17 protein-coding genes and 4 pseudogenes are annotated in these 23,576 nt (G+C 67.7%); 19 read left to right on the plus strand and 2 right to left on the minus strand.

Features of this window, described 5'->3' with window-relative positions; all coding sequences use genetic code 11:
• The 3 genes and pseudogenes from POS15_RS00005 to POS15_RS00015 form a co-directional block, all read left to right on the plus strand.
• Positions 1-302 (plus strand): annotated as a pseudogene (locus tag POS15_RS00005) (hydrolase); the annotation flags it as partial.
• A gap of 94 nt (positions 303-396) precedes the next feature.
• On the plus strand, positions 397-1,128 hold the full coding sequence (locus POS15_RS00010) for a hypothetical protein (protein ID WP_284128761.1): 732 nt from the start codon (positions 397-399) through the stop codon (positions 1,126-1,128).
• 35 nt (positions 1,129-1,163) lie between these two features.
• Positions 1,164-1,735 (plus strand): annotated as a pseudogene (locus POS15_RS00015) (HAD family hydrolase).
• Between the two features lie 72 nt (positions 1,736-1,807).
• Here POS15_RS00015 and POS15_RS00020 read toward each other — a convergent pair.
• Positions 1,808-2,754 (minus strand): annotated as a pseudogene (locus POS15_RS00020) (carbohydrate kinase family protein).
• Positions 2,755-3,029: 275 nt separating this feature from the next.
• On the opposite strand from POS15_RS00020, the pseudogene POS15_RS00025 reads away from it, so the two are divergent.
• The 9 genes and pseudogenes from POS15_RS00025 (at position 3,030) to POS15_RS00065 (ending at position 14,648) form a co-directional block, all read left to right on the plus strand.
• Positions 3,030-4,075: pseudogene (locus POS15_RS00025) on the plus strand (rod shape-determining protein).
• 152 nt (positions 4,076-4,227) lie between these two features.
• Positions 4,228-5,355, plus strand: a complete 1,128-nt coding sequence (mreC, locus tag POS15_RS00030; protein WP_261997312.1) for a rod shape-determining protein MreC — start codon at positions 4,228-4,230, stop codon at positions 5,353-5,355.
• Positions 5,318-5,836 carry a rod shape-determining protein MreD gene (mreD, locus tag POS15_RS00035; protein WP_284128762.1) on the plus strand — a complete coding sequence of 173 codons (519 nt, stop codon included), beginning with the start codon at positions 5,318-5,320 and terminating at the stop codon, positions 5,834-5,836. Before mreC ends, mreD begins: the two co-directional genes overlap by 38 nt.
• 1 nt (position 5,837) lies before the next feature.
• Complete coding sequence (gene mrdA / locus POS15_RS00040) at positions 5,838-7,892, plus strand: penicillin-binding protein 2 (protein WP_284128759.1); 2,055 nt, start codon at positions 5,838-5,840, stop codon at positions 7,890-7,892.
• Entirely contained in the window at positions 7,889-9,001 is a 1,113-nt protein-coding gene (rodA, locus tag POS15_RS00045) for a rod shape-determining protein RodA (protein ID WP_019186040.1), read from the plus strand. The genes mrdA and rodA (POS15_RS00045) overlap by 4 nt, the downstream gene beginning before the upstream one ends.
• Positions 9,002-9,167: 166 nt before the next feature.
• Positions 9,168-10,268 carry a rod shape-determining protein RodA gene (gene rodA / locus POS15_RS00050; protein ID WP_070425955.1) on the plus strand — a complete coding sequence of 367 codons (1,101 nt, stop codon included), beginning with the start codon at positions 9,168-9,170 and terminating at the stop codon, positions 10,266-10,268.
• Between the two features lie 597 nt (positions 10,269-10,865).
• On the plus strand, positions 10,866-12,011 hold the full coding sequence (gene mltB, locus POS15_RS00055; protein WP_261997309.1) for a lytic murein transglycosylase B: 1,146 nt from the start codon (positions 10,866-10,868) through the stop codon (positions 12,009-12,011).
• The gene (locus tag POS15_RS00060; RefSeq protein ID WP_019186037.1) at positions 12,008-13,324 is read left to right on the plus strand and encodes a septal ring lytic transglycosylase RlpA family protein; all 1,317 of its coding nucleotides are present in this window, start codon (positions 12,008-12,010) and stop codon (positions 13,322-13,324) included. The genes mltB and POS15_RS00060 overlap by 4 nt, the downstream gene beginning before the upstream one ends.
• 106 nt (positions 13,325-13,430) lie before the next feature.
• Positions 13,431-14,648 (plus strand): D-alanyl-D-alanine carboxypeptidase family protein, encoded by a 1,218-nt coding sequence (locus tag POS15_RS00065; RefSeq protein WP_070471949.1) that lies wholly within the window; start codon positions 13,431-13,433, stop codon positions 14,646-14,648.
• Between the two features lie 207 nt (positions 14,649-14,855).
• Here the strand turns inward: POS15_RS00065 and POS15_RS00070 are convergent, their stop codons facing one another.
• The gene (locus tag POS15_RS00070; protein WP_284128760.1) at positions 14,856-15,920 is read right to left on the minus strand and encodes a lipid A deacylase LpxR family protein; all 1,065 of its coding nucleotides are present in this window, start codon (positions 15,918-15,920) and stop codon (positions 14,856-14,858) included.
• Positions 15,921-16,113: 193 nt separating this feature from the next.
• Between POS15_RS00070 and POS15_RS00075 the strand changes: the two genes are divergently transcribed.
• The 7 genes from POS15_RS00075 to gnd all read left to right on the plus strand — a co-directional run bounded on the left by POS15_RS00075 (position 16,114) and on the right by gnd (position 23,502).
• A complete protein-coding gene (locus POS15_RS00075; protein ID WP_019186034.1) occupies positions 16,114-16,392 on the plus strand; it encodes a DUF493 family protein in 279 nt (92 codons plus the stop codon).
• Positions 16,380-17,087 (plus strand): lipoyl(octanoyl) transferase LipB, encoded by a 708-nt coding sequence (gene lipB, locus POS15_RS00080; protein ID WP_284128763.1) that lies wholly within the window; start codon positions 16,380-16,382, stop codon positions 17,085-17,087. The genes POS15_RS00075 and lipB overlap by 13 nt, the downstream gene beginning before the upstream one ends.
• An 18-nt stretch (positions 17,088-17,105) precedes the next feature.
• Positions 17,106-18,119, plus strand: coding sequence for a lipoyl synthase (lipA, locus tag POS15_RS00085; protein WP_019186032.1), 1,014 nt, complete (start codon positions 17,106-17,108; stop codon positions 18,117-18,119).
• A 238-nt stretch (positions 18,120-18,357) separates the two neighbouring features.
• Positions 18,358-20,535, plus strand: coding sequence for a carboxy terminal-processing peptidase (locus tag POS15_RS00090; RefSeq protein ID WP_019186031.1), 2,178 nt, complete (start codon positions 18,358-18,360; stop codon positions 20,533-20,535).
• A gap of 128 nt (positions 20,536-20,663) precedes the next feature.
• Positions 20,664-21,290, plus strand: coding sequence for a DUF2242 domain-containing protein (locus POS15_RS00095; protein WP_284128764.1), 627 nt, complete (start codon positions 20,664-20,666; stop codon positions 21,288-21,290).
• 22 nt (positions 21,291-21,312) lie between these two features.
• Positions 21,313-22,596, plus strand: a complete 1,284-nt coding sequence (locus tag POS15_RS00100) for a hypothetical protein (protein WP_284128765.1) — start codon at positions 21,313-21,315, stop codon at positions 22,594-22,596.
• Positions 22,597-22,599: 3 nt separating this feature from the next.
• A complete protein-coding gene (gene gnd, locus POS15_RS00105; RefSeq protein WP_284128766.1) occupies positions 22,600-23,502 on the plus strand; it encodes a phosphogluconate dehydrogenase (NAD(+)-dependent, decarboxylating) in 903 nt (300 codons plus the stop codon).
• The last annotated feature ends 74 nt before the right edge of the window (positions 23,503-23,576 follow it).

Here is a 23,576-nt window from a genome sequence, read left to right on the forward strand (position 1 = left end):
CGACCTGACCATGATTGAAACCGGTGCCTACGGCGCGGATTGGCCGGACGTGCACATGCAGCCCGAGCATAGCCTGCAGGCGCCATCTGGATGTACGCGGCAAGGTGCTGATGCCGACCACAACGGCACCTTCGACCTCGCGCTGCACCCGTGGACCGAACCCTTCGAGCGCATCACCGCGCTGGCGCAGGCGCAGGCAGGGCGTGCCGTTGACCGCGCCACACATGGGAGAACGCCTGGATATCCGTGCACCGGCACCGTCCACCCATTGGTGGCGCGAAGGACAGCCGACCGCAAAGTAAGGCAGGCCGCCATCGCGGCGACGCCGGCATGCACCGCTTGGCGATAAAGTAGGCGCAGGCGCCTTGTGCGCCATCGACCAACACGGAGCACGCGATGAAACGACTGATCCTGGTAGCAGCCTGCGCCTTCGCGCTGGCCGCCTGCAGCAACCCCGAAGCCGAACGCCAGGCGCAGCAGGCCGCCGCGGCCGCCGCCAAGGCGCAGCAGGAAGAAAAGGCCGAAGGCGTGGCCAAGCAGTACGACATGGCCGTCGCCGCGCAGGATTGGGAGCGTGCCCGTATCCACGGTGGCTCGCTGCTGGACCAGTACAAGGACACCGATGTCGCCGCGCGGATCGAACCGGGCTACGCCGAGGTCAAGGCCAAGGCCGAGGCCGCGCGCGAAACGCGCCGGCTGCAGCCCTGTGGCAGTACAAACCAGATCCCGATCGGCACCAAGGGCATCCAGTCCTCTGCACAGATCTACAGCAAGGAACGCGTGGACGTGGATGGCAGCGGCGCCAAGCCGGTGCAGCTGGTGTTCCGCGATCATCCCGAGTGGAAGCGGCATGCCTACCTGGTGCTGCAGGCCGGCGATTTCCGCTGCCCGAAATGCCAGGTCAAGGTGACCGTCGATGACGGCAAGCCGGTCTCGATGGCCGCCTGGCGGCCGGACACCGATGAGGCGATCGCGATGTTCATCACCGACCAGAAAGCGCTGTGGAACCTGGCGCGCAAGGCCAAGGTGATCAGCATCGAGTTCCCGGTCAAGGCCGGTGGCACGCGCACGGCCGTGTTCGAAACCGGTGGCGTGGATACGAGCAGGATGCCGCAGTGGTGGAAGTGAGCGGGCTTGCGGCGATCCGTCACTGGGTGTTCGACATGGACGGCACGCTGACCATCGCGGTGCATGATTTCCAGCGCATCAAACGCGAGCTCGCGATACCGCCGGATGACGACATCCTGACCCACCTCGCCGCGTTGCCGCCGCAGGAGGCTGCGGCCAAGCATGCCTGGCTGCTCGCACACGAACGCGCACTGGCCGGGGAGGCGCAGGCCGCCCCCGGCGCCGTCGCGCTGGTCCGCGCGCTGCATGCTGCGGGCTGCCGGCTGGGCATCCTGACCCGCAACGCGCGCGAACTCGCCGACGTGACCCTGCAGGCGATCGGTATCGGCGACGTCTTTGCCCGCGACGACATCATCGGCCGCGACGAAGCCGAGCCCAAGCCGTCGCCGGCGGGCCTGCGCGGTTTCGTTGCGCGTTGGCAGGTCGACCCCGCCCAGGTGGTGATGTCGGCGACCATCGCTTCGACCTGGAATGTGGCCGCGCCGCAGGCACCCGAACGTTGCTGGTCAACATCCCGGACAACCCCTGGCCGGGCATGGCCTGCTGGCACCTGGCCGACTGCGGGCAGGTGCTGGCGGCGTGGGAAGGAAAGCGGGTTTCGGCCTGATCGCGCCGGACAAGTGCCTGCCGCATGATCGGCAGGCGGTGGACCTCTAGAGCAGCCAGGCATGGCCTGGCTCTACCCTTGATCAACGTTCAACGCGTAGCCGAACTGCTGCTTGAACTGCTCATTGAACTCATCGAAGGTGAAGCGCTGGTTTCTGGGTACCCGGATGCTCGACCTTCAGCGCGCCCATCAGGTTGCCCATGCGGCCGATGGTCAGCCAGTCATAGCCCTTCTCGATGCCGTAGATCAGCCCGGCCCGGAACGCATCGCCACAGCCGGTCGGGTCCACCACGCGGCGCTCGTGCGCCGGCGGGATGTCATAGGTCTTTTCCGGGGTGTGGATGACCGCGCCCTTCGGCCCGCGGGTGGTGATGTAGGCCTTGACCCGGCTCACGATCTCCTTTTCATCCCAGCCGGTGCGCTCCTGCAGCAGGTTGGACTCGTAGTCGTTGACCACGACATAGTCGCCTGCTCGATGAAGGTGCGCAGCTCCGGGCCGTTGAACAGCGGCATGGCCTGGCCCGGGTCGAAGATGAACGGCACGCCGCCGTCGAAGAACTCCTGCGAATTCTGGATCATGCCCTCGCGCCCGTCCGGGCCGACCAGGCCCAGGGTCACGCCCGGCACATCCTTCACGTGGTTCTCGTAGGAGCGCATCATCGCGCCCGGGTGGAAGGCGGTGATCTGGTTGTTGTCGTGGTCGGTGGTGATGAACGCCTGCGGGGTGAACAGCTCATCGATCACCTTGACCCGGCTCAGGTCGATGCCCAGGCCCTGGAAGTACTCCCGGTACGGGCCGAAGTCCGAGCCACGGTGCCCATCGGGATCGGTTCGCCGCCCAGCAGGTACAGGTTGTAGGCGATGTTGCCGGCGCACCCGCCGAATTCACGACGCATGCGCGGCACCAGGAACGACACATTCAGGATGTGCACCTTGTCCGGCAGGATGTGATTCTTGAACTGGTCCGGAAACACCATGATGGTGTCGAAGGCAAGAGAACCACAGATCAAAGCGGACATCGAGTAAGGCCTATGCGGAAGGGGGTTTGAGGCCCGTCGGGCGGGCAACGAAACGGCGCCCTGCGGCGCCCTGCGGCGCAAAGGTTAACGGGTGAGGCGGCTTTGGGCCAGAACCCGGGCTGTCCGGATTGGCCTGAATGGCCGTGAAGGCTGGCTTTCGGCCAGATTTGTCCTTGCTCGCGCACAGGGGGATTGCTAGGCTTGTCGGCCTCGAATTCTGCCCATTTTTTCGCCATCCCGCGTTGGGCGCGACACCCCTCAGGATCAACTCCCAGATGTTCAAGAAACTGCGTGGCATGTTCTCCAATGACCTGTCCATCGACCTGGGCACGGCCAACACCCTCATCTACGTGCGTGGGCAGGGGATCGTGCTGAACGAGCCGTCGGTCGTGGCCGTGCGCCAGGACCGGGCCATCGGTGGTACCCGTTCCGTGGCTGCCGTAGGCGCCGAAGCCAAGCAGATGCTGGGCCGTACCCCGGGCCATATCACCACCATCCGCCCGATGAAGGACGGCGTCATCGCCGACTTCACCTACACCGAGGCGATGCTCAAGCACTTCATCAAGAAGGTCCACAAGTCGCGCTTCCTGCGCCCGAGCCCGCGCGTGCTGGTCTGCGTGCCGGCCGGCTCGACCCAGGTCGAGCGCCGCGCCATCAGGAATCGGCCGAGGAGGCCGGTGCGCGTGATGTGTTCCTGATCGAAGAGCCCATGGCTGCCGCGATCGGCGCCGGCATGCCGGTCACCGAGGCGCGTGGCTCGATGGTCATCGACATCGGCGGCGGCACCACCGAAGTGGCGGTCATCTCGCTCAACGGCATCGTCTACTCGGCCTCCGTGCGCATCGGTGGCGACCGCTTCGACGAGTCGATCACCAACTACGTGCGCCGCAACCACGGCATGCTGATCGGTGAAGCCACCGCCGAACGGATCAAGGTCGAGCTGGGCTGCGCCTACCCGCAGGCGGAAGTGATCGAGATGGAAATCTCCGGCCGCAACCTCGCCGAGGGCGTGCCGAAGATGATCAAGATCAACTCCAACGAGGTGCTGGAAGCCCTGCACGAGCCGCTGTCGGGCATCGTCAGCGCGGTCAAGCTGGCGCTGGAGCAGACCCCGCCGGAACTGTGTGCCGACGTCGCCGAGCGCGGCATCGTGCTGACCGGTGGTGGCGCCCTGCTGCGCGACATGGACCGCCTGATCTCCGAAGAGACCGGCCTGCACGTGCAGGTGGCCGATGACCCGCTCACCTGCGTGGCCCGCGGTGGCGGTCGTGCGCTGGAGCTGGTGGACATGCACGGCAACGAGTTCTTTGCGCCGGAGTAAGCCGTACCGGCCGTGTATCGTGGACGCGCCTCTGCGGCGTGATGCCGGTGAGCCCCGCTCACCGGCATCGCCTCGCCGGGGCGTTCTCGCATGCTGTTCCCGCTGCGCTGTGCTGCAACGCGCTTCACCCACACTTTTCCCAGTCGACGCCTGTGCCGCCTTACGCCGGTCCTCCCGTAGCCTCCCGCCAGGGCGATGCCGCCAGTCCGCTGCGCCTGCTCGCTTACCTGGCCCTGGCCATCACCCTGATCGTGCTCGATGACCAGGCCGGCTGGCTGTCGCGCCTGCGCGCGCAGGCCAACGTGCTGGTGCAGCCGGTGTGGGCGCTGGCCGGCCTGCCGGGCCGGCTCGGTACCCAGGTCAAGGACAATGCGGCCAGCCACGGCCAGCTGGTCAGCGAGAACCGCGAGCTGCGCAACCAGCTGCTCATCGCCAATGCGCGCCTGACCCGGCTGCAGACCGCCGCGCTGGACAACGCCCAGCTGCGCGAACTGCTCAACGTGGCCGAGCGCAGTGGCCTGGATGTGCAGCTCGCGCCGATCCTGGATATCGACCTGGACCCGGTGCGCCAGCGCCTGGTGTTGGCGGCCGGCACCCGCGATGGCGTGCATGTCGGCCAGGCGGTGATCGACGCCGGCGGCCTGATGGGCCAGGTGATCGCCACCACCGGCAACAGCGCGACCGTGCTGCTGCTCACCGACCCCGACCATGCCGTGCCGGTGACCGTTGCCCGCAACGGCGTGCGGCTGATCGTCTACGGCCGCGGCGACAAGCTGGAACTGCGTGACATCCCGCTCAGTGCCGGGGTGGAAGTCGGCGATGAGATCGTCACCTCCGGACTGGGCGGTCGTTTCCCGGCCGGCTTCCCGGTCGGCAGCATCACCGCCCTGCGTCCGGATGACACCCATGCCTTCCTGGTCGGCGAACTGAAGCCGGCCGCCCAGCTGGACCGTGGCCGCGACGTGCTGCTGCTGCGCCCGGGTGAAGCAATCCACCTGCCGCCGAACCTGCGCCGTGATGCCAGCGAAGCCGGTGGACCGGCCGCTGCGCCGCTGCAGGAGGGCACGCCGGCCGGCACCGCCGCGCCGGCCAGTACCACCCCGGCGGGGTCATCCCCGGCCACGACGGCACCTGCGGCGGCGCCCGCCAATGCACCACAGGCCAACCGGCCCGGTCCGGCCGCACCGGTACCGGTGACCGTTCCGCGCCGTGCCGCAGCCGAATCCACGGTAGTGCCGAGCCATGCTCGGCAGGCCGAACCCGTGGAGAACCGGCCATGAGCCGCCTGCGCGACAAACCCTGGTGCTGCCGGTCAGTCTGGTGGTAGCGCTGCTGCTCGGCCTGCTGCCGTTGCCGGCCCTGCTGCAGCCGCTGCGGCCGTACTGGCTGGCGCTGGTGCTGGCCTACTGGGTGATTGAAACGCCGGACCGGGTCGGGCTGGGCATCGCCTTCGCCAGCGGCGTGATCGCCGATCTGCTGTACGGCGGCGTGCTGGGCGAGCAGGCGCTGCGGCTGGTGATCCTGACCTTCATCCTGCAGCGCTTCCGCGCGCGGATCCGCTTCTTCCCGATGTCCCAGCAGATCCTGGCGATCGGCGGGCTGCTGTTCAACGACCGCATCGTCAGCGCGGTGGTGCACATCGTGGTGGGCGAGCCGACCCTGCCGTGGTCGTACTGGTGGGCGCCGCTGCTGGGCATGGCGCTGTGGCCGCTGGTGTTCGTGCTGCTGGACGCGCTGCGCTTCGGGCGACGCGGGCGCTGACATGTACATGCGCCGCCAGGCCAAGAATCCGCATGCCGAGGCAGAACAGTTCCGGCGCCGCGCCGCGCTGGGCTTCCTCGGCGTACTGGTGTGCCTGATCGGGCTGGGCGGCTGGTACTTCAAGCTGCAGGTGATGGACCACGACATCTACGCCACGCGCTCGGAGGCCAACCGGATCAAGCCGCGGCCGGTGGTGCCCGGGCGCGGGATGATCTACGACCGCAACGGTCGGCTGCTGGCCGAGAACGTGCCGGCGTTCCGCCTGGACATCACCCCGGACAAGGTCAAGGACATGGACGCCACCCTGGCCGGCCTGTCCAGGATCCTCGCGCTCAGCCCGGAAGACATCGAGACCTTCAACAAGTCGCGCAAGGCGCGCCGTAGTTTCCTGCCGGTCACGCTCAAGCTGCGTGTCACCGATGAGGAGATGGCGCGCTTCGCGGTGGACCGCTGGCGCTTCCCCGGCGTGGAGCTGGAGCCGTACCTGACCCGTCGCTATCCGTATGGCGATCTGTTCGCGCACATCATTGGCTACGTCGGCCGGGTGGATGACAAAGACCTGGAGATGCTGGGCGAGGGCAATGCCGCACTGACCCACATCGGCAAGTCCGGGCTGGAGCGCTATTACGAGCAGCAGCTGCGCGGCAAGGTCGGTTACGAGCAGGTCGAGACCAATGTGCAGGGCCGCGCGATCCGCACCATCGGCCGGGTCGCGGCGCAGTCCGGCAGCGATCTGCGGCTGTCCATCGACGCCGATCTGCAGCGCGCGATGGTCGCCGCCTTCGGCGAGTTCGAAGGCGCAGCGGTGGCGATGGACCCGCGCACCGGCGAGGTGCTGGCGATGGTCAGCCTGCCCTCGTACGACCCCAACCTGTTCGTCAATGGCATCTCGCACGCCGATTTCAAGGCGCTCAACGACAACCCGTCGCGGCCGCAGTTCAACCGCCTGGTGCTGGGCGGCGTCGCGCCGGGCTCCACGATCAAACCGTTGATCGGCCTGGCCGGGCTGGACAGTGGCGTGCGCCGGCCGGAGGACAAGATCCTCTCCACCGGCATGTTCTATCTGCCGGGCACCTCGCGCGGCTGGGGCGATGCCAACCGTGGCGGCCATGGCTGGACCGATCTGCGCAAGTCGATCACCCAGTCGGTCAACACGTACTACTACAAGCTCGCGCTGGATCTGGGCATCGAACGCTTCGACCACTACATGGGCTATTACGGGTTCGGTGCGCCGACCGGCATCGACCTGACCGGCGAGATCGGCGGCATCCTGCCTTCGCCGGCGGCCAAGTACAAATCGAGAAAAGAACGCTGGTATCCCGGCGACACGGTCAACGTCAGCATCGGCCAGGGCGACTGGAAGGTCACTCCGCTGCAGCTGGTGCATGGCGTGGCCGGGATCGCTGATGGCCAGCTGCGCCAGCCGCACCTGGTGATGCAGCAGCGGGCCGGCTTCGACGCGGACTGGACCGCAACGCCGCCGGGCGAAAGCAAGCCGATCAGCCCCACGCCGAGCAATCTGCAGGCGGTGCGCGAGGGCATGATGGGCACCATGCAGCCGGGCGGCAGTGGCGCGCGTGCGGCCGCAGGCGCGCCGTATGTGATGGCCGGCAAGACCGGTACCGCGCAGGTGATCAGCCGCCGTGGCACGGCCGCGGTCAACCCGCGCAGCCTGCCACTGCACCTGCGCCACCGCGCACTGTTCGTGGGCTTCGCGCCGGCCGACAACCCGGTCATAGCGGTGGCGATCGCGGTCGAGGGCGGTGGTTACGGCGGCTCGGCGGCGGCACCGATCGCACGCAAGATTTTCGATGCCTGGCTGCTCGGCAAGATGCCCGACGGCCTGGAACCGCTGGACAGCGAGCGCGGCACGACCGCGATCGGCATCACCGCCTTCGATGGTGGTGATGGCGCGGCCCGCGAGGCCGGCGATGCCGCCGTCGCTGCGCTGGAGCTGCTGCCGGTCGTGGTGGGCGTGCCTGCGCCTGCGCCGGAACCCGGCGCGCCCGTGCCCAGTGCCACCGCGCCCCCGACCGCACCGGAGCGGCCACGATGAAGGTCTTCCTGCGCTGGGCGGTCGATATGGCCGTCCGCTTCAGCAGCTCGCTGGACTGGGTGCTTTGCCTGGCATTGGGCGCGCTGATGCTGATCGGCCTGGCGGTGCTCAAGAGCGCCGGTGGCGACGGCCTGGTGTTCGCGCAGGGCGCGCGTTTCGCGGTCGGCCTGGCCGCGATGTGGGCGATTTCGCGGGTCTCGATCCTGCGCATCCGCTCGGCCACGCCCCTGATCTACGCGGTGTCGATGATTCCGCTGCTGGCCGTGTTCGTGCTGGGCACCGGCAAGTACGGCCGGCAGTGGCTGGATCTGAAGCTGTTCTACCTGCAGCCGGCCGAGCTGCTCAAGGTCAGCCTGCCGATGATGGTGGCCTGGTACCTGCATCGCATGCCGCTGCCGCCACGTTTCTCCACGGTGCTGACCAGTGCGGTGATCATCGGCGTGCCGACCGGACTGGTGATGCTTCAGCCGGATTTCGGCACCGGCGTGCTGATCGCCGCCAGTGGCGCGTTCGTGCTGCTGCTGGCCGGGCTGCCGTGGTGGTGGGTGGGCGTGGCGGTCGGCGGGGTCGCCGCGGCCGCGCCGGTGGCCTGGTTCTGGCTGCTGCGCCCGTACCAGAAGGACCGCATCATGATGTTCATGGACCCGGAGAGCGATGCGCTCGGTGCGGGCTGGAACATCATCCAGTCCAAGATCGCGATCGGCTCGGGCGGCTTCGATGGCAAGGGCTGGGGCCAGGGCTCGCAGTCGCACCTGAACTTCATTCCCGAACAGACCACCGACTTCGCCTTCTCCGTGCTCAGTGAAGAGTTCGGCTGGATCGGCGTGGCCATCGTGCTCGCCCTGTACCTGGTGGTGATCGGGCGCTGCCTGTGGATCGCCTCGCAGTCGCGCGATACCTATTCACGGCTGCTGGCCGGCGCGACCGGGCTGGCGTTCTTCGTCTACGTGCTGGTCAACGGCGGCATGATTTCCGGTTTGTTGCCGGTGGTGGGCGTGCCGATGCCCTTGATTAGTTACGGCGGCACCTCGGCGGTATCGCTGCTGGCCGGCTTCGGCCTGGTGATGGCCGTGCGTCGCCACAATCCGGTGCACGGCGGCTACGGCTGAGTGCGCGCGATGCGTACGCCGCGCACCGGCGGTACGTGTCGGCTAAGGATTGGGGTGCCCACGCGTGTTACGGTCCTGCGCTCGCGCCGGCCCGCATCGCGGGTCCGCTTTCTGTTCGCCGTGTCGCCTCCTGCTGTGCGTCGCGTCATCCACAGGAGTCGTCCGCATGGTCGAACTACTGCAGCGCGCACGCGCCGTGTTCCATTTCTTCTTCCGCACGCTGGACCTGCCGCTGCTGGGCGCCTTGTGCCTGCTGATGGTGGCCGGCCTGGCCGTGCTGCACAGCGTGGACGGGCCCGTGCATGCGCAGGCGATGCGCTACGGCGCCGGGCTTGCCGCCCTGTGGGGGCTGTCGCGGCTGCCGGTGGTGGAACTGCGCGCGTGGTCGCCGTGGATCTACACCCTGTCCCTGCTGCCGCTGCTGGCGGTGTATGTGGTGGGCACCGGCAAATACGGCCAGCGCTGGTTGAACCTGGGCGTGTTCTACCTGCAGCCCTCCGAGCTGCTCAAGCTGAGCCTGCCGATGATGATGGCCTGGTATCTGCACAAACAGCCGTTGCCGCCGCGGCCGCGTGCGGTGCTCACCGCCGCGGTGCTGATCGGTGGCCCCGCCGTGCTGATCCTGCTGCAGCCCAACCTCGGCACGGCCACGCTGGTGACCGCCAGCGGGGTGTTCGCGCTGCTGTTGGCGGGTCTGCGCTGGTGGTGGATGGCCGTGGCCCTGGGCGGGCTGTCGGTTGCTGCGCCGCTGGCCTGGTTCGGGCTGCTGCGCCAGTACCAGAAGGATCGCGTGCTGACCTTCCTGTACCCGGAGAACGATCCGCTGGGCACCGGCTGGAACATCATCCAGTCCAAGATCGCGATCGGCTCGGGCGGCATGCACGGCAAAGGCTGGGGGCAGGGGACCCAGGCCACGCTGGATTTCCTGCCCGAGTACACCACCGACTTCGCCTTCTCGGTGCTGGCCGAGGAGTTCGGCTGGGTCGGCGTGGCGGTGGTGCTCAGCCTGTTCCTGTTCGTCACCGCGCGCTGCCTGTGGATCGCCAGCCAATCGCGCTGTGGCTACTCGCGCCTGTTGGTGGGCACCACCGGCCTGGTGTTCTTCGTCTATGTGCTGGTCAACGGCGGCATGATCTCCGGCCTGCTGCCGGTGGTGGGCGTGCCGATGCCGCTGATCAGCTATGGCGGCACCTCGGCGGTCTCGCTGCTGGCCAGTTTCGGGCTGGTCATGGCCGCACGACAGCACCAGCCGGTGCACGCCACATGAGCGAGTTTGCGCAGCCGCTGCGCGGGCACCCATGGGGAAACGGTTTCAGGTGCACACGTTGTCAACGCGCGCGGGCAAAAGTGAGAAGTGGCGCACAGATATGAAGTGACTTGATCTCGATCAATGGACTTGTCGTAAACGGCCTGCACAATGGCGGCCCGCCAACAACGACGCGCTGAGCCAAGCATCGCGGAGGGGGAGTCTGGCGGGGAGTAGTTGACCTCACAGGCAGAGGGGCGAAGCGCGCGCTGGGGAGATGCGCGCCGCGCCGCTGCCGATCAGGTCCGGTTTGGCCGGTTGCGTCTGCGGGGATGGGGACGCAACCGGCGAACCTCTTGTGGCGTCCCTACCAACCTCCAAAAGTGAGACGTGCGTTGCGAGGCAGCCCTTGCTGGGCTGCCCCGGCCGTTTGGTGGCGGGCCGTGCCGCACACCGGTACCGCCGCGATCGTGGCGCCCCCTGCAGCAATACATGAATGGGCGCAGGTCATGCGCCTGTCTACACACGGCCTTAACGGCCGTGGAGAAACTCGGGCAATCCGTTGAGATTCATGGTCTTAGGGGTTTTAATTCATCCATGACCTGCTAACCTGCCGCGATGATTCGACGCTCCCTGGCCTGCATGCTCACGCTCGGTTTGGTCGCTTGTGCGACCCAGCCGCAGACTCCTTCACCGACGCCGCAGGCCTCGGGTGTTCCCGTCACGCCGGCCCCGGGCAGCAAGGGTCCGGCCGAAGCTGCCCCGGAGGCAGCCGGAGCCAACGCCGCCCCGGTGGATCTGACCCCGGTGCCCTTCGAGGTGGCCCGCGCCAACTTCGTGCGCGATACCGCCGCCCGTTACGGCATTCCGGCCGCGCAGATCGAGGCGACACTGGCCCAGGCGCAGATCCGTGATCCGATCATCGCCGCGATGTCGCGCCCGGCCGAGCGGGTCAAACCGTGGAACGAGTACCGGCCGATGTTCATCAGCCAGGCGCGGATCGAGGGCGGAAAGAAATTCCTCGCCCAGCACCGCGATGAGTTGATGCGCGTGCAGCAGCGCACCGGCGTCCCGGCAGAGGTGATCGTGGCGATCATCGGCGTGGAAACCAGCTACGGCGGCAATACCGGCAACTACCGCGTGCTCGATGCGCTGTACACACTGGCCTTCAAGTACCCGCGCAGCGGCGACCCGGCCAAGCTTGAACGTGAAGTGCGCCGCGAGCTGTTCTTCCGCGACGAGCTCTCGCGCCTGTTCGCGCTGACCCGCGATGAAAAGCTGGACATCACCGCGATCAAGGGCAGCTACGCCGGCGCGATGGGCATGGGCCAGTTCATGCCCTCCAGCTATCTGGACTATGCGGTGGACGGCAACGGCGATGGCCGCCGCGATCTGTTCAACAGCTACGACGACGTGTTCTCGTCGATCGCCAATTACTTCGTCAAGAAGGGCGGTTGGGTCCGTGGTGGCCCGGTGGCCGTGCCGGCCACACTGCAGGCCGGTCGCGAGGAATTCAATCCGACCGAATGGGCGCCGACCTGGACGCTGTCGCAGCTGGCCCAGCGGGGGTACCAGCCCAGCGTGCCGGTCGCCGCGGGCCTGACCGCCACCCCGATCACCCTGGAAGGCAGCACCGGCAAGCAGTACTGGCTGGGCTTCCAGAACTACTACGCCATTACCCGCTACAACCTCTCGAAAATGTATGCGATGGCCGTGTACCAGCTGTCCCAGGCCATTGCTGGACAGGAGTTGCCGCCGGCATGAACACGATCGCACGCTCCAGATGGCTGATCCCGGGTCTGTTGATACTGGCACTGGCCGCCTGCAGCAGTGCGCCGAAGAAACCCGGTGCCAGCAGCGCCGGCAGCAGCAAGCCGTCCGCCGCGGTGGTGCAGGGCAAGGGCGGGCGTCCGGCGCATTGCCCGGAAGGCTCTCCCTACAAGGCGGCTGCTGAAGATCCCAGCACGCGCGGCGATTACCGCGCCGGCGGTCTGTACAAGCCGGGCGTGAATGACAGCACCCCCACCTACATCCCGAACGTGGCCTGCATCCCCGAGCCGGAAGTGGTCGATCTGCCGCGCTCGCCGATTGGCAACAAATCGCCGTACGTCGTGCTGGGCAAGCAGTACCAGGTGATGGACAAGACCCGCGGCTACGCCGAGAAGGGCACTGCTTCCTACTATGGCGCCAAGTTCCACGGCCGCCTGACTTCCAACCGCGAGGTGTACGACATGTACGCCTTCACCGCCGCGCACAAGACACTGCCGCTGCCGAGCTTTGCCCGGGTGACCAACCTGGACAACGGCGAATCGGTGATCGTGCGCGTCAACGATCGCGGCCCGTTCCACGATGGGCGCGTAGTCGATCTCAGTTATGCGGCCGCCGTGCGCCTGGGCATCACCCAGCGCGGCACCGGCAACGTGGAGGTGCGTGCGCTGGCACCGGGGGATGACAACCTGATGGTCGACAAGCCCAGCCGCCGCGAGCGCCGCGAGGTCGCCGCCGCTGCGGCTGCCGCCGCCTCCGCGCCCGCCGCTGCCGTGCGCAGTGCCAGCGAGATGGATGCGCTGGTCGGCAAGCTGCCGGCCGCCACGGCGACCGCCGCCGCCAAACCGGCCGGCGAGAAGTACCGCTACCGCGTGGCCGATTCGGCCAAGCCGGGCAACGCCGACAACTTTGATCACTGGATGCGCGACAACGGTGTGCGCGTTGCCACCGGCAAGCCCGCCACCACCCAGGCTGCCAGCGTCAACAGTGCGCCGGTGGCGGTGGCCGCATTGCCCGCCGCCGCACCCGCGGCGCGTCCGGCACCGGCCCCCGGTGCAACGCTTTCCCAGCAGGTGCTCGGCAGCGTGCTGCTGCAGGTCGCCAGCTTCGCCAGCCGTGACAACGCCACCCGCGCGCTCGGCCAGCTGTCCTCGGCGGGCATCGCCGGGGCCAGCATCAGCGACATCGTCAGTGGCGGGCGCACCCTGTGGCGCCTGCGCGTGCCGGCCCCCGACCATGCCAGCGCCTCGGAACTTGCCGGCCGGATTGCCGGTCTGGGCTTCGGGGCGCCGCAGATCGTGAAGGACTGAGCCTTCCACTGCCCGCGGCACGCCAGCGCGTGCCGCCGCTCCTTGGGCCTACAATGCCCGTTATCCCTCATCCACCCCTTGGCGCCCTCCAGGAGCTTGCTGTCCGATGAAATTCCGCTTTGCCGCCGCTGCCATGGCCACGACCCTGTTCGTGGGCATGGTTTCCGCCCAGACCCCTGCGCCGACCCCGGCACCGGCGCCTGCTCCCGCCGCCGCCGCTCCGGCCACCGTGGCGACCCCGCCGGCCCCCAAGCCCAGCGTCTCCAAGGCCTGGATCCTGATGGATTACGCCACCGGGCAGGTCCTGGCCGGTGAAAACGTGCACGAACAACTGGCCCCGGCCAGCATCACCAAGGTGATGACGTCGTATGTCGTGGCCGCCGAGGTCAAGAACGGCAAGGTCCGCACCGACGACCAGGTGATGATGAGCGAGCGCGCCTGGCGCGAGGGCGGCGCCGGCACCGACGGCAGCTACAGCGGCTTCCCGGTCAACCAGACCGCACGCCTGGAAGACATGGAAAAGGGCATGGCGATCCAGTCCGGCAACGATGCCGCGATCGCCCTGGCCGAACACGTGGCCGGCAGCGAAGAGGCCTTCGCCTCGCTGATGAACAGCTACGCCGCCAAGATCGGCATGAAGGATTCCCACTTCGTCAACGCCCACGGCCTGAGCGCCCCGGGCCACCACACCACCGCGTACGACCTGGCCCTGCTGGGCCGCGCGATGGTGCGTGACTATCCGGAAACCTACGCCTACAACAAGGTGAAGGAATTCACCGTCGGCAACATCACCCAGCCCAACCGCAACCTGCTGCTGTGGCGCGACCAGAGCGTGGACGGCATCAAGACCGGCCATACCTCCGAAGCCGGCTACTGCCTGATGAGCTCGGCCCAGCGGGGTGACCAGCGCCTGGTCGCCGTGGTGCTCGGTGGCGGCTCGGAAAAGCAGCGCGCCGATGACAGCCTGGCGCTGCTCAACTGGGGCTTCCGCTTCTTCGAAACCCACCGCATGTACGAGCCGGGCAAGGTCGTGGCCGAGCACAAGGTGTGGAAGGGCAAGACCGACAAGCTGCAGCTGGGCGTGGCCCAGCCGATGCTGGTCAGCGTCCCGCGCGGCCGCTACAACGATCTCAAGCCGAGCATCGATGTGCCCAAGACCCTCGAAGCGCCGTTCACCGCCGGCCAGCAGGTTGGCACCCTGAAGGTGATGCTGGACAACCAGGTCGTCGCCCAGGCCCCGCTGGTGGCCGTGGCCGCCGTGGAAGAAGCCGGCTTCTTCAAGCGCCTGTGGGACAGCTTCTGGATGTGGTGGGAATCGGAGTAATCCGGTTCGACCGCACTGAAAAAAGACCGGCGAAAGCCGGTCTTTTTTTGGGGTGGGCGATGAGCCGACCAACGGTCGGCACCTACCAGGTGAACCGGTGCGGATCCGGGTAGTGCCGGCCGCTGGCCGGCTCCTGGCACACCGGGCTGGGGTCACGGGGTGCCGACCAACGGTCGGCAGCTACCCGCTTCACGATCAGTCGCTCGCTTACAGCGAGCGGCTGATCGTGAAGCTGCCGAACACCGGCGCCTCACGCTGCCCATCGAACTCGCGCGTGCTGTGGTAACGGGCCAGCGCGAACTTCCAGCGACCGCGCATCACCGCCAGCCCGTAACCGGCCGTCCCCACCACGTGGCGCTTGTCCACGCTGTGGCTGTTGCGGAAGGTATTGCCGTCCAGCGTGATATCGCGGATCACCCACGCCGCATCCGTGGTGGCGAACAGATGCCACGACCAGCCGCTCGGCTTGCCGCCGCGCGTCGGCGCAGTGTTCTCACCGGCCGGGCGCAGCGGCGTGCTGCCGAAATCGTCCGGCAACTTCCAACCAAAGCGCACCTCGCCACCGGCATTGAGGTGCGTGGCCAGATTGCCCACCGCGCCACCGTAGTGGCTGATCGCATCCCAGCCCCAGCCGCCCAGGTTCTCACTGGCGTCGGCCGGCCACCGCCGCATCCGCTCGTGCGTGAGCATGATCACCGGCTCGTTGTGCAGCTGGTTGTCCCAACCCTGGAACTTCTCATCGCCCAGCAGCTCGTGCACCGCGTTCTGGACTTCCTTGCCCTGGGCCCACGGCCCCACCACGCCCAACGCCAGCTGCGTGGTCTGCAACCGGTCGCCGCGACGCGCGTTGTAACCGAAGCTGCCGATCAGCACGCCCGCATACGGCCGGTCGTCCTCGATCAGGTCCTTCCGGGTGAAATCGGTGGGGGTGAAGATGCCCTGGGCCAGGCTGAAGATCATGTTCTGCTGTTCGTACTCGCCCGGATGCAGCCGCTCCAGGTGGCTGTTGACCCAGCGCGCCAGGCGCGGCAGGCACGGGTCATCGGTGTAATCGACCAGATTCGGCGAGACGAAGGTGATCTGGGCGCCGTTGGTATAGCCCTGGTCCTGGTCCTTGCCACCGAAGAGGTCGTTGTCGACGCGGAAATTGACCTGCGGCGGGTGCTCGCGCATCGCATCGGGCCCGCATTGAGTGGCGGCGTGGGCGGCAGGCGCGGCCAGGGCCAGGACGCCGGCGAGTGCGGCCGGCAGCGCAAAGGGCTTCAGAGACATGGGATACCAGACGGGGATTTATTCTTTCTTAAGCCGGCACAGCGTAATCAGAGCGTGATGTCGTGAACAGCACTGCGCACGCACTGCTGCGTATCAGTGGCGATACAGACGTTTTCACGGGCCGTTCGGCGCCGCTGTGCGCACGATCAAGCAGCGCTTGGGTTCGGGCGCAGGCATCCCCATAATCCCGGTCATGGAGATCAAGTCTGACAACCCCGACCACGGCTTCCAGTTTCCCGGCCAGTTCGAACTCAGCGCCATGGGCGCGGCCGGCAAGGACCTGGAACGCGAACTGCCGCGCCTGCTCGAGCTGGCCGGCGTGGATGTGCTGAGCGAGCGCATCAGCTGGAAACACTCGTCCAACGGCAAGTATGTGTCGGTGCGGCTGGTGTTCAAGGCGGATAACCGCGACCAGTACGACGCCGCCCACAACGCCCTGCGCGACCACCCGGAAGTGAAGTGGACGCTGTAACCAGCTGCGCCGCCGCTGCGGCCCCGGGTAACCGGGCGCCGCAACCGGCCATTGTGCGCGACCTCGGCCGCCAGCCCTATGCCCCGGTCTGGCACGCGATGCAGCGCTTCACCGATGCCCGCACCGAGGACACCCCCGACGAGCTGTGGGTGGTCGAGCACGACCCGGTGTTCACCCTGGGCCAGGCCGGCAAGGACGAGCACGTGCTCGCCCCCGGCGATATTCCCGTTCTGCATGTCGACCGTGGCGGTCAGGTGACCTACCACGGCCCCGGCCAGCTGGTGATCTACCCGCTGCTGCAGCTGCGGCGGCTCGGGATCGGCGTGCGCGACTACGTCTGCCGCATCGAGCAGGCCATCATCGACACCCTCGGCGAGTGGAACATCGGCGCCGAGCGCCTGGAGGGCGCGCCCGGGGTCTACGTGGGCGGGGCCAAGGTCGCCGCCCTGGGCATCCGCGTCCGCCGCGGCTGTACCTTCCATGGCCTGTCCTTCAATGTGGCCATGGACCTGGAACCGTTCCGCCGGATCAACCCCTGTGGCTATCAAGGGCTGCAGGTGACCTCGGTGGTAGACTTGGGGGGACCGTCCGGCATGGCGGCCGTCACGCCGGTGCTGCTGGGCCATCTGGCCCGCCAGTTCGGCCTGGCCCTCGAGCCGGCCGCTGAATTACCCGATTTGACTGACGCGGCGTGAACGCCGCCGACCAAGGCCATGACTGAAACCACCGCTCGCATCATTCCCCTGCAGGTCGTGCAGGGCGACACGCCGTCCGCCGCCCCGTTGCAGACGGGCGTCAAACAGATCGGCGGTGACAAGATCGGCCGCTCCCCGGTGCAGTTCGCGGACGTGCCGGTGCTGCGCAAGCCGTCGTGGATCCGCGTGCGGATTCCCTCCGGCAACGCCGTGCAGAACCTCAAGGCCAAGCTGCGCGAAAACCGCCTGGTCACGGTCTGCGAGGAAGCCAGCTGCCCCAACATCCACGAGTGCTTCAGCCACGGCACCGCGACCTTCATGATCCTCGGCGAGGTCTGCACCCGCCGCTGCTCGTTCTGCGACGTCGCCCACGGCCGGCCCAAGCCGCCGGATGCCAACGAGCCGGCCAGCCTGTCCCAGACGGTGGCCGACATGGGCCTGAAGTATGTCGTGGTGACCAGCGTGGACCGCGATGACCTGCGCGACGGCGGTGCCCAGCACTTCGCCGACTGCATCGGTGCCATCCGTGCCAAGTCGCCCAACACCAAGATCGAAGTGCTGACCCCGGACTTCCGTGGCAAGGGCCGCATGGAGCGCGCGCTGGAGATCCTGGCGACCAACCCGCCGGACGTGTTCAACCACAACATCGAAACCGTGCCGGACCTGTACCGCAATGTGCGCCCGGGCGCGGACTACCAGTGGTCGCTCACCCTGCTCAAGAAGTTCAAGGCCCAGCACCCGGAGATCGCCACCAAGTCCGGCATCATGCTCGGCCTCGGCGAGACCCTGGAGCAGGTCCAGGCCACGCTGCGCGACCTGCGCGAGCACGATGTGGACATGATCACGATCGGCCAGTACCTGCAGCCGACCGCGCATCACCACCCGGTGCTGCGTTACTGGACCCCCGAGGAGTACAAGGCGCTGGAGGAGTACGGCAATGCGCTGGGCTTCAGCCACGTCGCCTCCGGTCCGATGGTGCGCTCGTCCTACCATGCCGACCGCCAGGCGGCCGACGCCGGCGTCGCCGGTTGATCCAGCGGGCCCTTCGGGGCCCGTTCTGCCAATCCACTCCGTCTTTCCCCGGCCGCGGCCCTGAACCGCGGATGGCCGCAGGCCTGTGCCTGCCTGCCGATCCCGCCGGTATTCACAAATTTCTCCAACGGCCTCGGTAGGCTGAAGGCCCCGGTGACAAACGCGGCAACTTTCGGCACTGTCGTGGTGTCTGTAATGCACGCAGTCTCTCCCTTGGCAAGGTGCCACGAGCTAGTCCATGAAATTCAAAGCCCCCGCATTCCTGATGGCCCTGGCGCTCACCGCGCCGATGGCACTGGCCGCCTACGCCGATTCGCCCGCGCTGCCTTCGGCGGCAACACCCGACCAGGTGACCACCTCCAAGCTGGTCTACGGGCTGCTGTCGGACAGCCGCTACGCCTACCGGCCGCGCGCACTGGATGCCGCGACCTCCAAGGACGTCTTCAAGCGCTATCTGGAATCGCTCGATAGCAGCAAGCAGTTCTTCACCCAAGCCGACATCACCCGCTTCGCCCCGTTCGAGGCCAACATCGCCACCGCCATCCGCGGCGGCGAGCTGGAGCCGGCGTTCCAGGTGTTCGCGGTGTACAAGCAGCGCGTGGGTGAGCGTGTCGGCTATGCACGCAAGCTGCTCAAGCAGGATTTCGATTTCAGCACCGATGAGAAGTTCGAGTACGACCGCAAGGACGTGCCATGGGCCGCGAGCAGCGCCGAACTGGACGATCTGTGGCGCAAGTCGGTCAAGAATGACTGGCTGCGCCTGAAGCTGGCCGGCAAGCAGCCGGCCGAGATCCGCAAGACGCTGGACAAGCGTTACGCGACGCTGGAGAAGTCGGTCAATGAGTTGAAGGGCGAGGACGTGTTCCAGTTTTTCCTCAACGCCTACACCAGCGCCGTGGACCCGCACACCGATTACTTCACCCCGCGCACCGCCGAGAACTTCAACCAGGCGATGTCGCTGTCGCTGGAAGGCATCGGCGCGCAGCTGCAGCGCCAGGACGACATGGTGGTGATCCGCGAGGTCATCGCCGGCGGTCCGGCCGCGGTCAATGGCACGCTCAAGCCGGGCGACCGCATCGTCGGCGTCGGCCAGGGCAAGTCCGGTCCGCTGGAAGACGTGATCGGCTGGCGCATCGATGACGTGGTGGCCAAGATCCGCGGCAAGAGCGATACCCAGGTCCGCCTGGAGTTCATCCCGGCCGAAGAAGGCGTGGACGGCAAGCACCACACCCTGGTGCTGACCCGCCAGAAGGTGCGCCTGGCCGAACAGGCCGCCAAGGGCGAGACCCTGACCATTCCGGCCAAGGATGGAGAGCCCGAGCGCAAGGTGGGCGTGATCAAGCTACCCACCTTCTACCAGGACTTCGAAGGGCGCCGCCGCAACGCTGCCGATTACGCCTCGGCGACGCGCGACGTGGCCAAGCTGCTGGCCGGCTTCAAGGCCGACAAGCTCGACGGCGTGGTGCTGGACCTGCGCAACAACGGCGGTGGTTCGCTGGATGAAGCGATCGAACTGACCGGTCTGTTCATTGAGCAGGGCCCGGTGGTCCAGGTGCGTGAATCCGGTGGTCGCGTCACCGTCAACAGCGACCGCAGCGAAGTGGTCGCGTGGGATGGCCCGCTGGCCGTGCTGATCAACCGTGGTTCGGCCTCGGCCTCGGAGATCTTCGCCGGCGCCATCCAGGATTACGGCCGTGGCCTGGTGATCGGTGAGACCACCTTCGGCAAGGGCACCGTGCAGAACATCGTCGATCTGGACCGGTGGCCGAGCGGCGAGACCCAGCGCTTCGGCCAGGTCAAGCTGACCATCGCCCAGTTCTTCCGCGTCAGCGGCAGCAGCACCCAGCACAAGGGCGTGGTGCCCGATCTGGCCTTCCCGGCCAGCGTGGACGCCAGCGAGTACGGCGAAAGCACCTACGACAACGCGCTGCCGTGGACCCGTATCGCCGCGGTGCCGCACACCCAGTACGGCAACTTCGGCCCGCTGCTGCCCAAGCTGGAAAGCCGCCATGACACGCGTATCGCCGCCGACAAGGAGTTCCAGTGGTGGAACGAGGATGTCGAGCAGTTCCGTGCGGAGAAGGCCAAGAAGTACATCTCGCTCAACGAGGCCGAGCGCCGCGCCGAGCGCGAGAAGCAGGACAAGCAGCGCACCGATCGCCAGGCGATCCGCAAGCAGCTGGGCCTGGATCTGGACCCGCTGGCCGACGACAGCAATGACGACGGCCTGACCGGCAACGAACGCGACATCGTCAAGGATGCCGCCCGCGAGAAGGCCGCCGAAAAGCGCCCGGATCCGCTGCTGCGCGAGTCGGCGGCGATCCTGGCCGATGCGGTGAACCTGCTCGAGGCCGACCGGCCGCTGTCGGCCCAGGTCCTGCCGCAGTCGACTGCCGCGGGCCGCTGGGCGGACTGACCGCCGGCCGCCACCAGCTGAACAGGTGACAACTCCACAGGCCGCCCTTCGGGGCGGCCTGTGCGTATCCACCTCCTGCCAACGCGCACGGGTCTATCCTTGGAGGCTGGATTTCCGCAGGAGCGGCCATGCGCTTTCGTCGTGTACGTTCGATCCCGCTGCTGGCGGTGTTCGCCGCCTTGACCGCCTGTGGCGGCCGCGCCGCCGACAGCACCCTGATCCGTGAGTCGTTCGACTCCGGCGATACCTATTCGCGCACGGTGCCCGGCCCGCCTGCCCAGGCCTGCGAGGCCGCCCGCCGCACCCTGCTCAGCCAGGGCTATGCGATCGCCCGCGCCGGTGATGATGCCGTGGAAGGCAACAAGAACTTCCAGCCCAGGGATGAAGAGCACGAGCAGCTGGTGCTGCGTATTTCGTGCGCGCCGCGCGGTGACCAGGCGCTGGTGTTCGTCAGCGCGGTGCAGGACCGCTACGCGTTGAAGAAAAGCCCGACCTCGGCCAGCGTCGGCGTCGGCGCGCTGGGCTCGGTCTCGCTGCCGTTCGGCAGCAATGACGACTCGCTGGTGAAAGTGGCCAGCAGCACCGTGCAGGACGCCACCTTCTATCGCCGCTTCTTCGAGCGCCTGCAGCAGTACCTGCCGGCAGCGGCCGTGCCCGAGCCCAGCCCGGCTGCCGCGCCGGCGACCGCCCCCGCTGCGGCGGTGGAGCCGACGCCAGCCATGGTGGTGAGCGATACCCCGGCCTCCCTGCGCTGAGCGGGCGGGGGTGCGGCGCGCCATGGCAGCAGGATCGCGGCGCTGGCGCCGCTGTGCGCTCGCGGTGCTGCTGGGTCTGATCCCGGCGGCCAGTGCGTGGAGCGCGGCGTCGTGCGCGCAGGGCGTGCTGGAAGCGCTGGGCTGGCAGTTCAGTAAGGCGGACGTCGCTGCGCCGGTGGTCCATGCCGGACCGGTGTGCGAGCGCGCCGACCTGCGCCAGGCGCAGGCCGCAGGCGACCTGCGCGTACAGCTGCCGCGGCAGTGGTCGGCGCAGCAGCGCCAGGCCTGGCTGCCGACCCTGTTCGATGACCCGGGCACGGTCTGTGCCTATGCATTCAAGCTGGGCGCGGCCACGCGCCGGGCCACCACCGCCCTGCAGGACAACGACGGCTTCCGCTTCTCGGCCTTGCAGCTGGGCTGGATCGGCTTCGGCGCCGGCGGCGCGCAGGCCAAGGGTTGGGAGCGCTTCCGCAGCTTCGGCCGCGGCTATCAGCCGGCCGAAGCCAACAGCGCGGCGCTGCAGACGTTCTACGATGGCCGCGTGCGCGCCGAGTGCGGGGTCGGCCGCCAGGTGGCGCAGCTGGCGACCCAGCGCGAACTGTATGGCGATGCCGCCTTCGACCGCGAATTCTCCGCCGATGAACTCTCCATCGGCACGTTCCTGACCCTGCACGAGACCGACAGCATCCTGCTGGGCCGGCATGCCGGGGAGTTCCTGGCCGACGGCAAAGCGAGCAAGACCGCGCAACGCGGTCGGCAGGCGTTCGTGGGTACGCCCGGTTTCATCGAGCACGTGTTCGAGCGCAAGTACCTGGATGACATCAACAACCAGGCCGAGAACTTCGTGGTGGTCGATGTCAGCGATGCCGCGGCGCGCGCGCTGCGCGAGCACGACGGCTTTGCCCATTACGACCAGGTCAACCGGCGCATCTGGTCACTGGCCCAGCGCATGCCGGGCCCGGGTCCGCGCCGCTTCGAGCGGCTGCTGATCGAGCGCGATCCGATCTGGCGGCGCGAGGTGCCGGCCGAACAGCAACCGCTGCTGAAGGAACTGGATGCGTTGCTGGACGATCCGTTCTACCAGGGGTTCCTGATTTACGTGCATCCTCGCGGTATACGTCCTATCGGATATCACATCGCGCGCCTGCTCGATCGCAATCCGCGCACGCCGTTCGCGATCGAGCTGGGGCTGCACAATCTGCACACCACGTTGTACCGGCGCTGGATCCAGGCGCAGCTGTGGCAATGCGCGGCAGCGCCGGTACCTCCTGTTACACAACCGCATTCGCAAGCTGAGCAAAGGTGAGTCATGGATATTGCAATGATTGGGCTGGGCCGCATGGGCGCCAACATGGCCGAGCGCCTGCATCGCGGCGGGCACCACGTGATCGGTGTCGATCCCGGTGAGGCCGCGCGTACCGCGGCCGCCGAGCGCGGTTTCGAGGTCAGTGCCTCGATCGCCGAGACGCTTGCGGCGCTGCCGGTGCCGCGCGTGGTGTGGCTGATGGTGCCGGCCGGCGTGGTTGACCAGACCCTGGCGTCGCTCTCGCCGCATCTGTCCGAAGGCGATGTGGTGATCGACGGCGGCAACTCGTATTACAAGGATTCCATGCGCCGCAGCGAGCAGCTGCAGGGCGAGGACGTGACCTACATCGACTGCGGCACCAGTGGCGGGGTGTGGGGCCTGCAGGAGGGCTACAGCCTGATGATCGGCGGCGACAAGGCCGCAGTCGAGCGGATCGGGGCGATCTTCCGCACGCTGGCACCGGGCGAGGACCGTGGCTGGGCGCACGTCGGCCCGAGCGGGGCAGGGCACTTCTGCAAGATGGTCCACAACGGCATCGAGTACGGGATGATGCAGGCCTACGCCGAAGGCTTCGCGCTGATGCAGCACAAGGCCGACTTCAATCTCGATCTGGCGCAGGTGGCCAAGGCCTGGCAGCACGGCAGCGTGGTGCGCTCGTGGCTGCTCGACCTCAGTGCCGATGCACTGGGCCGCAACCCGCAGCTGGAGGGCATCGCGCCGTATGTCGAAGACTCCGGCGAGGGCCGCTGGACCGTGGCCGAGGCGATCGATCTGGACGTGCCGGCGCCGGTGATCACGCTGTCCCTGCTCGAACGCCTGCGCTCGCGCGAGAAGAACTCCTTCAGCGACCGCCTGCTGGCGGCGATGCGCAATGAGTTCGGTGGTCACGCGATCAAGACCACGTAAGCCGGACCCATGCGGGCCGGCGAAGGTGATCGTCCGGCCCGTGGCCGCCAGCGCGTGGATCCCCCGGCCAGAGT

It is taken from the genome of Stenotrophomonas sp. BIO128-Bstrain (assembly GCF_030128875.1).
GTDB lineage: Bacteria > Pseudomonadota > Gammaproteobacteria > Xanthomonadales > Xanthomonadaceae > Stenotrophomonas > Stenotrophomonas bentonitica_A.

What these genes read in the sequence shown, in the direction of transcription:
- POS15_RS00010 (WP_284128761.1), top strand. Translation starts at nt 397, where the DNA reads ATGAAACGACTGATCCTGGTAGCAGCCTGCGCCTTCGCGCTGGCCGCC.
- mreD (WP_284128762.1), top strand. Translation starts at nt 5,318, where the DNA reads ATGCTCGGCAGGCCGAACCCGTGGAGAACCGGCCATGAGCCGCCTGCG.
- mrdA (WP_284128759.1), top strand. Translation starts at nt 5,838, where the DNA reads ATGTACATGCGCCGCCAGGCCAAGAATCCGCATGCCGAGGCAGAACAG.
- rodA (WP_019186040.1), top strand. Translation starts at nt 7,889, where the DNA reads ATGAAGGTCTTCCTGCGCTGGGCGGTCGATATGGCCGTCCGCTTCAGC.
- rodA (WP_070425955.1), top strand. Translation starts at nt 9,168, where the DNA reads ATGGTCGAACTACTGCAGCGCGCACGCGCCGTGTTCCATTTCTTCTTC.
- mltB (WP_261997309.1), top strand. Translation starts at nt 10,866, where the DNA reads ATGATTCGACGCTCCCTGGCCTGCATGCTCACGCTCGGTTTGGTCGCT.
- POS15_RS00060 (WP_019186037.1), top strand. Translation starts at nt 12,008, where the DNA reads ATGAACACGATCGCACGCTCCAGATGGCTGATCCCGGGTCTGTTGATA.
- POS15_RS00065 (WP_070471949.1), top strand. Translation starts at nt 13,431, where the DNA reads ATGAAATTCCGCTTTGCCGCCGCTGCCATGGCCACGACCCTGTTCGTG.
- POS15_RS00070 (WP_284128760.1), bottom strand. Translation starts at nt 15,920, where the DNA reads ATGTCTCTGAAGCCCTTTGCGCTGCCGGCCGCACTCGCCGGCGTCCTG.
- POS15_RS00075 (WP_019186034.1), top strand. Translation starts at nt 16,114, where the DNA reads ATGGAGATCAAGTCTGACAACCCCGACCACGGCTTCCAGTTTCCCGGC.
- lipA (WP_019186032.1), top strand. Translation starts at nt 17,106, where the DNA reads ATGACTGAAACCACCGCTCGCATCATTCCCCTGCAGGTCGTGCAGGGC.
- POS15_RS00090 (WP_019186031.1), top strand. Translation starts at nt 18,358, where the DNA reads ATGAAATTCAAAGCCCCCGCATTCCTGATGGCCCTGGCGCTCACCGCG.
- POS15_RS00095 (WP_284128764.1), top strand. Translation starts at nt 20,664, where the DNA reads ATGCGCTTTCGTCGTGTACGTTCGATCCCGCTGCTGGCGGTGTTCGCC.
- POS15_RS00100 (WP_284128765.1), top strand. Translation starts at nt 21,313, where the DNA reads ATGGCAGCAGGATCGCGGCGCTGGCGCCGCTGTGCGCTCGCGGTGCTG.
- gnd (WP_284128766.1), top strand. Translation starts at nt 22,600, where the DNA reads ATGGATATTGCAATGATTGGGCTGGGCCGCATGGGCGCCAACATGGCC.